Genomic DNA, 13316 nt, shown 5'->3' with positions numbered 1-13316 from the left:
GCCTGCATTCCGGGACCACTCCATGCAGATTCTGCTCACCGGCGCCGGCGGGTTTCTCGGGCGCGCGATCGCGCGCCGCCTGGTCGACCGCGGCCATCTGGTCCGCGCGCTGGTGCGCACGCCGCGACCCGAGCTCGACGCCCTCGGCGTCGAGCAATGGCAGGGCCATGCCGAATCGCTCGATTCGATGCTCGAGGTCGCCGCCGGCTGCGACGCGATCGTCCACAGCGCCGGCGACGTCGACCCGCTGGCGCCGATCGAGACCGCCTACGAGGCCAACGTGCTCACGACCGAGGTCGCGCTCGCCGCGGCCGAGCTCGCCGGCATCCGGCGCCTGGTGTACACCTCCTGCGCGAGTGTCGTGATCGGCGCCACCGACATCAACGGCGGCGGCGAGGCGCTGGCGTATCCGCCGCGCTGGCCGGCGGTCTACCCGCACGTCAAGGCGCTGGCCGAGCAGCGCGTGCTGGCCGCCAATGGCCAGACCCTGGCGACGCTCGCGCTGCGGCCGAGCCTGTTGTGGGCACCCGACGAAGCGCGGCTGATGCCGCGCCTGGTCGAGTTGGCGCGCAGCGGCCGCCTGCGTCTGACCGCACAGCCGGGCAACCGGATCGACTGCTGTCACGTCGACAATGCCGCGCTGGCCCATGTGCTCGCGGTCGAGCGGCTCGAGCCCGGCGCGCCGATCGCCGGACGCAGCTATTTCATCAGCGACGGCGAGCCGGTCAGCGTCGAAGCGCTGATCGCGGCGATCCTGCGCGTGCACGGCCTGCCGTCGCCGACGCGGCGCCTGTCGCCGCGGCTGGCGCGCTGGCTGGCGGCTAGCGCCGGCCTGCGCCAGCGTCTGCCCGGCGGCAGCCGGCCGCTGCTGGACCGCTATCTGCTGAATCTGACCGACCGCAGCGCCTGGTTCTCGATCGCCGCGGCGCGGCGCGACCTCGACTTTGCCCCGCAGACCTCCACGCGCGACGTGCTCGCGCGTCAGGCGCGCCATGGCGGCGGCCAGGCCGCCGCATAGATCACTTCCCAGGCGGAACGCCTGGCTTCGGCATCGCGACCGCTGCCGTCCGGCGGCGGCCCGTCCTGCGCTGCGCCGGCCGCGTGCCGCAGCGGCGCGCGGCCTTTGCGGGCCACGCCGAGGCCAAGGATCGCCGCTGATGACGTTGCGGCCCGTGGACATCCGGCGCGGCGCGTGATCGTCAACGGCCGACCGCCCGGCACATGCCGCACGGTAGAATCGCCGCATGTCCGCTTCCGCAGCCGGCGCCACGCGCCCGCCCAGCCGCACCCTGTCCGCACTCGGCCGTCTGCTCGAGACGGCGATCGAGCATGCCTTGTCGCTCGACCCCGACAGCCGGGCCCGCGTCGCCGCACTCGACGGGCGCAGCGTCACCTTGCGTTTTCGCGGCACCTCGCTGGCCTTGCGCGCGACCGTGCGTGATGCCCGGCTGCAGATCGGTCCGGCCCGCGACGGAGCCAGCGAGCTGGAGCTGGAGGCGACGCCGGGTACCTGGCTGGCGATGGCTGCCGCCCGCGGCGGCGGCGTGCTGCCGCCGGGGCGCGTCCAGATCGCCGGCGATGCCGAACTGGCGCGCCGCCTCGAGCAGATCCTCGGCGGCTTCGCGCCCGATACCGACGAAGCGTTCGCGCGCGTGTTCGGCGACGTGGCCGGATTCCAGCTGGCGCGCCTGGCGCGGCGCGGCGCCGGCTGGGCCCGCGCGGCGGCCCGGGCGCTGGTGCGCGACGGTGCCGACTATCTGGTCGAGGAGGACCGCTCGCTGGTCGCGCGCGCCGAGATGGAGAGCTTCCTCGACGAGGTCGACGCGCTGCGCGAAGGCAGCGACCGGCTGCACGCGCGCGTGCGCCGGCTGGCCGAGCGCGCCGGAGGCGCCGCCTCGTGACGCGGCTGCGCGCAGTGCCGCGGCTGTTTCGCATCGTGCTGGTCGCCGCCCGTCACGGCCTGTTCGAGCTGACCGACGGCAGCGACGGCCGCCGGCCGCTGCGCTGGCTGCGCCGTTGGCTGCCCGGTCCGTCCGCCGCGATCGCGCATCTGCCGCGCGGCGAGCGGCTGGCGCTGGCGTTGACCGAGCTGGGCCCGATCTTCGTCAAGTTCGGCCAGATCCTGTCGACGCGGCGCGATCTGCTGCCGCCCGACATCGCCGACGAGCTGACCGCGCTGCAGGATCGCGTCGCGCCGTTTCCGGGTGTGCTGGCGCGGGCCGCAATCGAACGCGAACTCGGCCGCCCGGTGACGACGCTGTTCGCATCGTTCGGCGAGACGCCGCTGGCGTCGGCGTCGATCGCGCAGGTGCATCCGGCCACGCTGCCGGACGGCCGCAGCGTCGTGGTCAAGGTGCTGCGTCCGGACGTCGCGCCGCGCATCGCCCGCGACGTCGCCCTGCTGCGCGCGCTGGCCGACGTCGCCGCGCGCCACCACCCCAATGCCGACAAGATCCGTCCGCACGAGGTCGTCGACGAGATCGAGACCACCCTGGTCAACGAACTGGACCTGCAGCGCGAGGGCGCCAACGCCAGCCTGCTGCGGCGCAATTTCGCCGGATCCGACGACCTCTACGTGCCGGCCGTGCACTGGTCGCACAGCAGCGCCGGCGTGCTGACGCTCGAGCGCGTCAGCGGCATTCCGGTCGACGACCTGGCCGCACTCGACGCGGCCGGCATCGACCGCAGGCGCCTGGCCGCCAAGGGCGTGGAGCTGTTCTACACCCAGGTCTTCCGCGACAACTTCTTCCACGCCGACGCGCACGCCGGCAACATCTGGGTCGACGCCACGCGACGCGAGGATCCGCGTTTCATCGCGCTCGATTTCGGCATCATGGGCACCCTGCCCGAGGCCGACCAGTACTGGCTGGCCGAGAACTTCATCGCGCTGTTCAACCAGGACTACCGGCGTATCGCCGAGCTGCACCTGCGCGCCGGCTGGATGCCCGCGCACGTACGGCTCGACGAGCTCGAATCGGCAGTACGCACCGTCTGCGAACCGTACTTCACGCGGCCGCTCAGCGAGATCTCGCTGGCCGAGGTGACGGTCAAGCTGTTCCAGACCGCGCGGCGCTACGAGCTGGTCCTGCAGCCGCAGCTGATCCTGCTGCAGAAGACCCTGCTCAACATCGAAGGCGTCGGCCGCCTGCTCGATCCGGACATCGACATATGGGCGACCGCCAAACCGGTACTCGAACGGATCTGGCGCCGGCGTCACGGGCCGCGCGCGCTGCTGGCACGTCTGCGTAAGCGCATCCCCGAATGGCTGGCCGCGGCGCCGGACATGCCGAGCCTGACCCATCGCCTGCTCGAGCAGGCCACCACCGGCAGCCTGGAACTTCGGCTGGCCTCGGCCGATCTGAAGCGGCTGGCCGGTGCCTCGCGCGGCGACCGGCGCAGCGCCGTCTGGCGCATGCTCGGCGCCGCGCTGATCGTCGCCGCGGCGCTGCTGTTCACGTTTCCGGATCCACCGGCCCGCATCGGCGACGTATCCTGGCCGACCTGGGCCGCCCTGTTCGGCGCGATCGGCGCGTTCTTCGCAGCCCTGCGCCCCACTGATACCTGATGGAGAGTCCGATGAATCACCTGCGTCCCGTCCTGTCGAGCGCGATTGCCGCCTGCGTCCTGGTTCTGGCCGGCTGCAGCGGCAAGGCCGACCGCCTGACCGATGCCGAGCTCTCGAAGCTGCTGCATACCGACGGGCAGCCCGACTATCGCGTCGACGCGAGCGCGGTCGACTGCCTGCGCGCGTGGTCGGGCGATGCGTCGCTGCAGCAGGGTCTGCCGGCCGCCTACCAGGGCGATCAGAAGGACGAGTGCCGTCGCACCGTGCAGGGCTGGCTCGACGATCCGGCGCGCAATCCACAGCAGTTGCTGTTCACCGATCTGGCCAAGCCCAAGCCGACGCGCCGCGCGATGGATCTGCTCGCCGCGCTGCCGGCCCTGCCGAACGCACAGCCGGACGCGACGGCTGCGACGCCGCCTCCCGCGCCCGCCCCGGCCGCCGCAGCGCCGGCCAATACGTTCACGCCGGTCGGCGAGACGGTCGAGCAGCGCTTCAACAGCAGCGCCGAGGAGATGGACTATCTGTGCCAGCAGGCGCGGCAGATCATCGAACGCGCCGGCCTGGCCAATGCCGATCTGACCCGGCGCGTCAACGAATGCGTACAGAGCGCCGGCGAACTGCGCGCCCAGATGAGCGCGGAGACCGCCAACCAGAGCGGCTGGGGCCAGTCGGCGCTGGCCCGGGCGGCGCAGCTGCAGGTGCGCAGCGCGCAGCTCCTGGTCAGCGACGCGCAGCGCGCCGCCGACGCCAAGCGATGAACGCCGGCGCCGACGAGGCGCCGCTGCCGATCCTCTATGCCGATGCGCATCTGCTGGCGATCGACAAGCCGGCAGCGCTGGCGATGCACCGCAGCCGTCTGGTCGGCAGCGACGAGGACTATTTGATCGACCGGCTGCGCGCCCAGATCGACGGTCCGTTGCAGCTGGTGCACCGCCTCGATCGCGCGACCAGCGGCATCGTGCTGGTCGCACGCAGTCCCGACATCGCTGCGGCGCTCGGGCGGCAGCTGATGGCGCGCACGGTCCGCAAGCGCTATCTCGCGGTCTGCCGCGGCTGGCCCGAGGCGAGCGGCCAGATCGACTATCCGCTGCCGGGCGTGCGCGAGAACGGCCCGCGCAAGCCGGCCGTGACGCGCTGGCGGCGTCTGGCGACCGTCGAGCTGCCGATCGCGGTCGGCCGCTATCCGCAGCAGCGCTACGCGCTGCTCGAGGTCGAGCCCGAAACCGGTCGCTACCGGCAGATCCGCCGCCACTTCTCGCATGTCCACCATCCGCTGATCGGCGACACCAGCCACGGCCGCGGCGAGCACAACCGGCTGTTCCGGCAGCACCTGGGCTCGCACCGGCTGTTGCTGCACGCCTGGCGCCTGAGCCTGCACCATCCGGTCGACGATCGCCTGCTCGACCTGCACGCGCCGCTCGATGCGGACTGGCTGCGGTTGTGCGCGCGGCTCGGCTGGGCGTCACCGGACGAGGCCGAGGCGTGGATGCCGATGCCGGCCGGGCCGACGCCGCAGTAGGAAACGCCGATCGACACCCGCTGAGCGGCGCGCCGCGGCCGCGCGCGATCGCAGTGCCGGTGCGCACCGCGACCCGCAGCGCCCGCTCGTCTGCCTGCCGTTTGCCCCGGCGCGACCGGCAGCGTTCGGACGGCCGCCGCACGGCGGCCTGCTAGAATCCGGCCATGCCTTCCTTCGACGTCGTTTCCGAAATCAACGAGCACGAACTGACCAATGCGGTCGACCAGGCCAATCGCGAGATCGGCCAGCGCTTCGACTTCAAGGGCAGCGACGCGAGCTTCGAGCTCGACCAGACCGTCGTCACGCTGTCGGCGCCGGCCGAGTTCCATCTCAAGCAGATGCTCGACATCCTCAAGATCCGGCTGGCCGGCCGCGGCATCGACATCCGCTGCGCCGAGATCGCCGACCCCGAGGTCAATCTGGCACGGGCGCGCCAGCGCGTGACGCTCAAGCAGGGCATCGATCAGCCGCTCGCCAAGGACATCGTCAAGCGCCTCAAGGACTCCGGCCTCAAGGTGCAGGCGCAGATCAACGGCGACAAGCTGCGCGTGTCGGGCAAGAAGCGCGACGACCTGCAGACGGCGATCGCATTCCTGCGTGCGGCCGACATCGCGATGCCGCTGCAGTTCGACAACTTCCGCGACTAGTCCGGCGGCGCGGCGCTCATGCTCGACATCGACGGCCGCATCCAGATCGGCGAGGACGAGCTGATCGAGAGCTTCGTGCGCGCCGGCGGGCCGGGCGGCCAGAACGTCAACAAAGTCGCCAGCGCGGTCGAGCTGCGTTTCGACGTGGCGCGTTCGCCGTCGCTGCCCGAGGCGGTACGCGAGCGCGTGCTGTCGCGGCGCGACCGGCGCATGACCGCCGACGGCGTGCTGGTGATCCAGGCCAGCCGCTTCCGCGACCAGTCCAAGAACCGCGAGGACGCGCGCGAACGCCTCGCCGAGATCCTGCGCGGCGCGCTGCACGTGCCCAAGGCGCGCATCGCGACGCGGCCCAGCCGCGCAGCCAAGGCGCGCCGCGTCGATGCGAAGAAGTCGCGCGGCGCGATCAAGCAGGGCCGCGGCCGGCGCGACTGGAGCGGCGATTGAGCGCGCCGTACTGGCCGGAGCTGCCGCCGTCGGTGCCGCAGTTCCGACCGGGCGTGGCGCGACGGCTGGCACGCTGGCTGTTCGGAGTCGCCGGTTGGCGCTTCGTCGGCGAACTGCCGGACCTGCCGAAACTGGTGCTGATCGGCGCGCCGCATTCGTCGTGGTGGGACGGCGTCTGGGGCCTGCTCGCCAAGGTCGCGCTCGGCGTGGACATCAGCTTCATGGCCAAGCGCGAGCTGTTCTTCTTTCCGCTCGGCAGCGTGCTGCGCCGGCTCGGCGGGGTACCGATCCAACGCGACGCCACGCATGGCGTCGTCGAACAGACCGTGGACCGCCTGCGCCAAGCCGAGCGTCTCTGGATCGGCATCGCACCGGAGGGCACGCGCCGGCGCGTCACGCGCTGGAAGAGCGGCTTCTGGCATATCGCGCGCCAGGCCGGCGTGCCGATCCTGCCGATCTACTTCCACTATCCAAACAGGACGATCGGCGTCGGCCCGCTGCTGGCGCCGAGCGCCGACATCGACGCGGACCTCGCCCGGCTGCACGCGTTCTACGCGCCTTGGCAGGGACGACATCGCGGTACGAACTGACCCGATCGCAGGAGCCTCCGCCGCATTCGCGCGGCAGGGCCTGATGCGCAGCAGCATCGAATCTGCTTGACCGGCGTGAACTGGCGGGTTTAGTTTCGGGCGAACCATGAGGTGCAAGACCTCCTGGTCACGACCACAGAGGGGTGTCGTCTTGGGCCAGCCGTCGCCAGCCCTGCCACCATCCGCGCCGCGGCTCCGCCGCGCATGCGCGTGGCGGCACGCATCGACCGCCGTCGTATCGGCGGGCCTGTCCGCTGCCGCCTTCCCGCCCCGTTCCGCGGCGGCCGGTGCCTTTCGTCCCGCTTCCGCTTCCTGGAGTTGACCGGCCATGCTGCAGCCCGGACCGATTCGTTTGCGCGTGCTGCTGGCCGCTCTGGTGCTGCTCGGCAGCCTCGGCGCCCTGCTGATGCCCTCGCCGCTGCCGGCCCAGCAGACGCGCCAGCAGCTGGCCGACATGCTGCCGCCGACGAACCTGTCCGGCGAGGGACCGGTCGCCGGCGACGCACCGCCCGGATTCGCGCATGCGGCGGTCGCGGCCAATCCGGCCGCCCCGGACGCGACCGCGGTCGGCGAGGCCGTCTGCACGGCCTGTCATTCGCTCGAGAACGACCACTTCAGCCACACCGTGCACGCGCTCGGGCTGCGCGCGGCCGCTGCGGCCAATCCCGGCGCGCCGGTCTGCGAAACCTGCCACGGCCCGGGCTCGGCGCATGCGGCGCAGCCCGATCGCAAGGGTCTGATCATCGGCTTCACGCACGGCTCCGAGACACCGGTCGCCGTGCAGACGCAGACCTGCCTGGCCTGTCATCAGGGCGGTCCGCGCGACCACTGGCTGGGCTCGGTCCATCAGCGCAACGACCTGTCGTGCAGCGACTGCCACAACCCGATGGGCAAGGTCTCGCCGGAGGGCTCGATGGCGCGCACGACGATCAACGAGACCTGTGCGCAGTGCCATCGCGACATCCGCGCCCAGTTCGACCGGCGCTCGCACATGCCGCTGCCGGAAGGCCAGATGACCTGCGCCGACTGCCACAATCCGCACGGCTCGCTGACCGCGCCGCTGCTCAAGACCAACAGCGTCAACGAGACTTGCTACCAGTGCCATGCCGAGAAGCGGGGCCCGTTCCTGTTCGAGCACGCGCCGGTCCGCGGCAGCTGCCTCAACTGCCACATGCCGCACGGTTCCAACCAGATGAGCCTGCTGGTCGCGCCGGTGCCGTTCCTGTGCCAGCAGTGCCATTCGCATCTGCGCCATCCGAACGATCTGCAGACGCCGCAGTCGCTGGCCGGCGGCCCGCATCCGGACGAGCGGATCATGGGGCGCGGCTGCATCACCTGCCACGCGCAGGTGCACGGCTCGAACAATCCGTCCGGACCGCGGCTGCACAAGTAGGAGGTCTCCGATGCGCATCCGCCCGAACCGCATGCGTCGCCTCGTCCTCGCCGTCGCCGCCGCGCTGCCGCTCGGCGCCGCCGCCGACAGCGGCGTCGGCGTCGATCTGTGGATCGCCAACAAGTTCGACCCCAGCGCCGGCGCGGCCGCCGATCCGAAGGATCCGCGCGGCACGAGCTGGCTGCGGTCCGGCGAGAAGCGCACGCCGACCGGCACGTTGTACGCCTGCCCGGCCGAGCCGCCGCGGCTCGACGGCAGCGGCGCGTGGAAGCAGTACGACGCCTCGATCCAGTTCGGCTATCTGGCGATCGGCGGCGACGCCGACAGCGCGCTGTGGCGCCGCTACGCCGGCTGGGACCAGGGTTTCGTGCTCGGCCTGCTCGAGCTGCATTTCGTACGGCCGGCCGACGGCAGCTACATCGATCTGCGCGCCAGCCACATCAGCGAGCACGACCAGTACATCAAGGGCACGATCGGCCGCGCCGGCCACTACAAGGTCGAGGCCTACGCGCGCTCGACGCAGAACGTCGTCAGCGACAACGCGCGCTCGATCTGGAACGGCGTCGGCGGCAACGATCTGACGCTGGCCGGCGGCCTGGTGCCGGGCGCGAGCACCCCGGCCGAGGTGGCCGCGGTTTCGGCCGCGGCGCCGACGCGCGTGCTGCAGGTCAACCGCGACAAGCAGGGCCTGGGCCTGAGCTACTTCTTCGACCCGCGCTGGACCGGCTATCTCAACGTCAGCAACGAGCAGCGCGAAGGCACGCGGCCGTTCGGCGGGCCGTTCTTCTTCAATTTCGCGTTCGCCGACAACGGCGGCATCTTCGAGACGATCCGCCCGATCGACGACAGCACGATCAACACCAATGCGGGCGTGCGCTTCGTCGGCAGCCGCTGGCGGCTGGATCTGGGCTATTCGGGCTCGTTCTATCGCGATCGCTACGAGAGCTTCACCTACGAGCAGCCGTACGCACTGTGGAACGTCGTCACCGGACCGGGCGTGCGCAACTCGCAGCTGACGCAAGGCCAGTTCTCGACCGAGCCCGACAACGACTACCACAGCCTGCGCGGCACGCTGAGCCGCAGCCTGCCGCTGAACGGCCAGTTCTCGCTGACCGTGTCGGGCGCCAGCATGCGTCAGGACGAGGATCTGCTCGCGCCGGTCAACTGCAGCGGCACGTTCGGCATCGACCTGGTCGGCAACGGACAGGTCGGCCCGGCCAATCCGTTCCTGTATGCGTGCTCGGACTGGAACACGCCGGCCTCGCTGTCGCGGCGCTCGGCCGACATGCGCATCGACACGACCCTGGTCGACGCACGCATCGTGCTGCAGCCGACCGAGCGCCTGACCTGGCGCGGCGGCCTGCGCTTCTACCGCGAGGACTATCGCAACACGTATCTGGCCTACAACCCGCTGACCGGCGAGTACGGCTACGTCGCCGAGAACGGATCGCAGGGCACGGTCGTGCCCGGCGAGGCCGGCATCTGGAATCCGCTGACCGGCGCGTCGATCCTGACCCGCGTGAGCAGCCTGCCGCTCGACACGCAGAACACCGAGGCCACGTTCGGCGCCGACTGGCGGCCGTCCGTGCGCGACACCCTCGGCGCGACGCTCGGCTTCACGCGCAACGAGCCCTCGCATCGCGAGCGCAGCCGCGTCGACGACGTCTCGATCAAGCTCAACTGGACCAGCCGCGCGTTCGACTGGCTGACGCTGCGCGCCAACCTCGTGCATCTGCGCCGCTCGGGCGACCGCTACGACTACGATCCGTACGGCTTCACGTTCTCCGAGCACCTGCCCGGCTTCGTCGAGCCCGAGGGCGGCCTGCCGGCGCATACGGTCGAGGCGCTGCGCAAGTACGACATGGCCAGCCGCGACCAGGACAAGATCGACCTGATGGCGACGTTCATGCCGCGCGCCGACATGACGTTCAGCGCCTCGCTGCGCGGCGACTGGAACGACTACGACGCGCGGCTCGGCCGGCAGCGGCTCGACACGCTCGGCGCGACGCTGCAATGGGAATGGCAGCCCTCGCCGCGCACCAACGCGAGCGTCTACTACGCCTACGACCGCTCCACGCTCGGCATCGCCAACGTCAACGAGGACGGCACCGCGCTGCAGACCGATCCGGCGCTCGGCGGCGCGACCTATCCGGAGGCCGGGCGCTGGTGGGTCGACGATCGGCAGCGCAATCACAGCTTCGGCACCGTGTTCGCGCACGACTTCCGGCGCTTCAAGCTGGACCTGGCGTGGAACTGGCTGTGGTCGCGCGGCACCACCGGCTACCGCTACGCCTCGGCACTTGCGCTGGCCTGGCCGGACGTCGCCGCGTACACGGGTGATGCGTTCCCGGCGACCAAGTACAAGGTCAACTCGCTCAACGTCGGCATCACGATGCCGATCAACGAGCAGATGTCGCTGCGCGTATTCGACTACTACGAGCGCGGCCGCGTCAGCGACTGGCACTACCAGGGATTCGAGCAGGGCTACGTGATCGATCACCGCGTCTACAGCGACGGCGGACCGGACGACTACGCGGCGAACCTGGTCGGCCTGCTGCTGACGGTCAAACTGTGAGAACGCCGATGAAGACCTTGCGCCTGATCGTCCTGCAAGCGCTCGCCCTGGCGGTGCTCGGCGCGCCGGCGGCCGCCGCCGATTTCGTCGATCTGCGCCGGATCGAGCCGGTCAGCGGCGACGCGGCCGCCGGCGCGCAGAAGGCCGCGGCACTGTGCTTCGCCTGTCACGGCGCCGACGGCATCTCGCCGGTGCCGATGTTCCCGAACCTCGCCGGCCAGCGCGCCGACTATCTCTATCAGGAGCTGCTGCGCTACAAGAGCGGCAGCCGGCCCGACTCGCCGATGACCGCGCTGGTGCAGCCGCTCGAGGACGCCGATCTGCGCAACCTGGCGGTGCACTATGCCGCCTTGGCCGCGAACGTGCCGGCACCGGCCGAGCCGCCGGCACCGGACCTGCTCGCGCGCGGCGGCACGCTGTATCGCCAGGGCGACCCGGGCCGCGGCGTGCCGCCATGCCAGGGCTGCCATGGAGCCGACGCGAACGGCCATCCGCTCGCCGACGCCACGGCGAGGTCGCCGTACCGCGCCTATCCGCTGCTGTACGGACAGCATGCAGCCTATGTCGCGACGCGCCTGCGCGACTATCGCAGCGGCGCGCTCGCGCACACCAGCAACGACTTCATCATGACCGGGGTCGCGCAACGGCTCGACGATGCCTCGATCGACGCGCTGGCGGCCTGGCTCGGGAATCTGCCGGCCGAGCGTCAGGCGCGCTGAGACGCCGCGTCCGGCTCGCGGCCGCAGCGCGTCGATGCCGCGCGCGACGATTGCGCCGCGGCTTCCGATGCGGATGCATCGATCACGCGCCTCGATCCGGCGGCGCCGCATCGGGCGCCGCGTGACGGGCAGCGCTCAGGAGCGCAGGCCGGTGCCGGTGCGCAGCAGCCAGAGCCCGAGCGCGGTCAGCGCGACCGTGAAGCCGATCATCAGCGCATAGGCGATGCCGAGCGACACGTCGCTCTCGCCGAGCAGGCCGTAACGGAACGCGTTGACCATGTAGAAGATCGGATTGGCATAGGTCAACGTCTGCGCCCATTCCGGCAGCAGCTTGACCGAGTAGAACACGCCGCCGAGATAGGTCAGCGGCGTCAGGATGAAGGTCGGCACGATCGCGATGTCGTCGAACTTCTTCGCGTAGACCGCGTTGACGAAACCGGCCAGCGAGAAGATCGTCGCGCCGAGCACCACCGTCGACAGCGTGACCAGCGGGTGCGGCACGCGCACGTGCGTGAACAGCATCGCGATGGCGAGCACGATCGCGCCGACCATCAGGCCGCGCAGCACCGCGCCGAGCACGTAGCCGGACAGGATCACGATATTGGGCATCGGACTGACCAGCAGCTCCTCGACGTGGCGGCCGAACTTGGCGCCGAAGAAGCTCGAGGAGATATTGCCGTAGCTGTTCTGGATGATCGACATCATGACCAGGCCCGGCACGATGAAATCCATGTAGTCGTGCCCGCCCATGTCGCCGATGCGGCGGCCGATCAGGCTGCCGAAGATCAGGAAGTACAGCGTCATCGTGATCGCCGGCGGGACCAGGGTCTGGCCCCAGATGCGCAGGATGCGCACGACCTCGCGCCGTACGATCGTGTAGAACGCGACGAAGTTCGGATGCTGGGACGGCGTGCTCATGCCGCGTCCTCGCGATGGCCGGTCAGGCGCACGAACAGTTCCTCCAGACGATTGGACTTGGTGCGCATCGAGCGCACCCGGATGCCGGCCGCGTCGAGCGTCGCGAACACGCGGTTCAGATCCATCGCCCGCGGCATCTCCAGATCGAGCGTGTGGCTGTCCGCGGCGATCAGGGTCACGCCCTCGATGTCGGGCAGCCGCTCGGGCAGCGGTCCGTCGATGTCGAGCAGGAAACCTTCGACGTCGAGCTTGGCCAGCAGCGCCTTCATCGGCCCTTGCTCGATGATGCGCCCGCCGTCGATGATCGCCAGATTGCGGCACAGGCTCTCGGCTTCCTCGAGATAGTGCGTGGTCAGGATCACCGTGGTGCCGGCCGCATTGACTTCGCGCAGCGTGCGCCACATGCCGCGGCGGATCTCGATGTCGACGCCGGCGGTCGGCTCGTCGAGGATCAGCAGACGCGGCCGCGTCATCATCGCGCGCGCGATCATCAGGCGCCGCTTCATGCCGCCGGACAGGTTGCGCGACATCGTCTGCGCCTTGTCCCAGAGCTGGGCGCGCTTGAGCTCCTGCTCGGCGCAGGCGACTGCCTCGTCGCGCGCGATTCCGTAGAAGCCGGCGTAGTTGACGAGGATGTCGAACGGCTTCTCGAACAGGTTGAAGTTCATTTCCTGCGGCACCAGCCCGATCATCCGCATCGCCGCGCCGCGCTGTTCGTGCAGGTCGGTGCCGAACACGCGCACGCGGCCGCTGGAGGCGTTGACGAGCGAGCTGACGATGCCGATCAGGGTCGACTTGCCGGCGCCGTTGGGGCCGAGCAGGGCGAAGAAGTCGCCCGGCTGCACGCTGAGCGTCACGCCCTTGAGCGCTTCGACGCCGGTCGCGTAGATCTTGCGCAGCTCGGTGAGCTCGAGCGCGGGTACTGAGGTCATCGGATTCGGGGCGG

The 13316-nt window shown here is 70.7% G+C and carries 13 protein-coding genes; 11 read left to right on the top strand and 2 right to left on the bottom strand.

The window, feature by feature from the left end; translation table 11 throughout:
- Positions 1-22 precede the first annotated feature (22 nt).
- The 11 genes from VMR06_RS12780 (at position 23) to VMR06_RS12730 (ending at position 11452) form a co-directional block, all read left to right on the top strand.
- Positions 23-1018, top strand: a complete 996-nt coding sequence (locus tag VMR06_RS12780) for an NAD-dependent epimerase/dehydratase family protein (protein ID WP_325376858.1) — start codon at positions 23-25, stop codon at positions 1016-1018.
- A gap of 226 nt (positions 1019-1244) precedes the next feature.
- Positions 1245-1901 carry a ubiquinone biosynthesis accessory factor UbiJ gene (locus VMR06_RS12775; RefSeq protein ID WP_325376857.1) on the top strand — a complete coding sequence of 219 codons (657 nt, stop codon included), beginning with the start codon at positions 1245-1247 and terminating at the stop codon, positions 1899-1901.
- Positions 1902-1906: 5 nt separating this feature from the next.
- Positions 1907-3565, top strand: a complete 1659-nt coding sequence (gene ubiB / locus VMR06_RS12770; RefSeq protein WP_325376925.1) for a ubiquinone biosynthesis regulatory protein kinase UbiB — start codon at positions 1907-1909, stop codon at positions 3563-3565.
- A gap of 11 nt (positions 3566-3576) precedes the next feature.
- Entirely contained in the window at positions 3577-4323 is a 747-nt protein-coding gene (locus VMR06_RS12765) for a hypothetical protein (protein ID WP_325376856.1), read from the top strand.
- Entirely contained in the window at positions 4320-5084 is a 765-nt protein-coding gene (locus VMR06_RS12760) for a pseudouridine synthase (RefSeq protein WP_325376855.1), read from the top strand. The genes VMR06_RS12765 and VMR06_RS12760 overlap by 4 nt, the downstream gene beginning before the upstream one ends.
- 164 nt (positions 5085-5248) lie before the next feature.
- Entirely contained in the window at positions 5249-5731 is a 483-nt protein-coding gene (locus VMR06_RS12755; RefSeq protein WP_325376854.1) for a YajQ family cyclic di-GMP-binding protein, read from the top strand.
- An 18-nt stretch (positions 5732-5749) separates the two neighbouring features.
- Entirely contained in the window at positions 5750-6175 is a 426-nt protein-coding gene (gene arfB, locus VMR06_RS12750; protein ID WP_325376853.1) for an alternative ribosome rescue aminoacyl-tRNA hydrolase ArfB, read from the top strand.
- The gene (locus VMR06_RS12745) at positions 6172-6765 is read left to right on the top strand and encodes a lysophospholipid acyltransferase family protein (RefSeq protein ID WP_325376852.1); all 594 of its coding nucleotides are present in this window, start codon (positions 6172-6174) and stop codon (positions 6763-6765) included. The genes arfB and VMR06_RS12745 overlap by 4 nt, the downstream gene beginning before the upstream one ends.
- A gap of 328 nt (positions 6766-7093) precedes the next feature.
- Positions 7094-8158, top strand: a complete 1065-nt coding sequence (locus VMR06_RS12740) for a DmsE family decaheme c-type cytochrome (RefSeq protein ID WP_325376851.1) — start codon at positions 7094-7096, stop codon at positions 8156-8158.
- A gap of 10 nt (positions 8159-8168) precedes the next feature.
- Positions 8169-10733, top strand: a complete 2565-nt coding sequence (locus tag VMR06_RS12735) for an MtrB/PioB family outer membrane beta-barrel protein (protein WP_325376850.1) — start codon at positions 8169-8171, stop codon at positions 10731-10733.
- Positions 10734-10741: 8 nt separating this feature from the next.
- Positions 10742-11452: a c-type cytochrome gene (locus tag VMR06_RS12730; protein WP_325376849.1), complete on the top strand. Its 711-nt coding sequence runs from the start codon at positions 10742-10744 to the stop codon at positions 11450-11452.
- A gap of 135 nt (positions 11453-11587) precedes the next feature.
- Here the strand turns inward: VMR06_RS12730 and VMR06_RS12725 are convergent, their stop codons facing one another.
- Both VMR06_RS12725 and VMR06_RS12720 read right to left on the bottom strand, forming a co-directional pair.
- Positions 11588-12370, bottom strand: coding sequence for an ABC transporter permease (locus tag VMR06_RS12725; protein WP_325376848.1), 783 nt, complete (start codon positions 12368-12370; stop codon positions 11588-11590).
- Positions 12367-13302 (bottom strand): ABC transporter ATP-binding protein, encoded by a 936-nt coding sequence (locus VMR06_RS12720; protein WP_325376847.1) that lies wholly within the window; start codon positions 13300-13302, stop codon positions 12367-12369. The genes VMR06_RS12725 and VMR06_RS12720 overlap by 4 nt, the downstream gene beginning before the upstream one ends.
- Between the last annotated feature and the right edge of the window lie 14 nt (positions 13303-13316).

This window comes from Dokdonella sp. (assembly GCF_035511235.1).
Classification (GTDB): Bacteria; Pseudomonadota; Gammaproteobacteria; order Xanthomonadales; family Rhodanobacteraceae; genus Dokdonella.
This window is presented reverse-complemented; position numbering and strand designations above follow the sequence as displayed.

Coding starts and splice junctions, on each gene's coding strand:
- VMR06_RS12755 (WP_325376854.1), top strand. CDS start 5,249: ATGCCTTCCTTCGACGTCGTTTCCGAAATCAACGAGCACGAACTGACC.
- arfB (WP_325376853.1), top strand. CDS start 5,750: ATGCTCGACATCGACGGCCGCATCCAGATCGGCGAGGACGAGCTGATC.
- VMR06_RS12725 (WP_325376848.1), bottom strand. CDS start 12,370: ATGAGCACGCCGTCCCAGCATCCGAACTTCGTCGCGTTCTACACGATC.
- VMR06_RS12735 (WP_325376850.1), top strand. CDS start 8,169: ATGCGCATCCGCCCGAACCGCATGCGTCGCCTCGTCCTCGCCGTCGCC.
- VMR06_RS12760 (WP_325376855.1), top strand. CDS start 4,320: ATGAACGCCGGCGCCGACGAGGCGCCGCTGCCGATCCTCTATGCCGAT.
- VMR06_RS12740 (WP_325376851.1), top strand. CDS start 7,094: ATGCTGCAGCCCGGACCGATTCGTTTGCGCGTGCTGCTGGCCGCTCTG.
- VMR06_RS12780 (WP_325376858.1), top strand. CDS start 23: ATGCAGATTCTGCTCACCGGCGCCGGCGGGTTTCTCGGGCGCGCGATC.
- VMR06_RS12720 (WP_325376847.1), bottom strand. CDS start 13,302: ATGACCTCAGTACCCGCGCTCGAGCTCACCGAGCTGCGCAAGATCTAC.
- VMR06_RS12765 (WP_325376856.1), top strand. CDS start 3,577: ATGAATCACCTGCGTCCCGTCCTGTCGAGCGCGATTGCCGCCTGCGTC.
- VMR06_RS12730 (WP_325376849.1), top strand. CDS start 10,742: ATGAAGACCTTGCGCCTGATCGTCCTGCAAGCGCTCGCCCTGGCGGTG.
- VMR06_RS12775 (WP_325376857.1), top strand. CDS start 1,245: ATGTCCGCTTCCGCAGCCGGCGCCACGCGCCCGCCCAGCCGCACCCTG.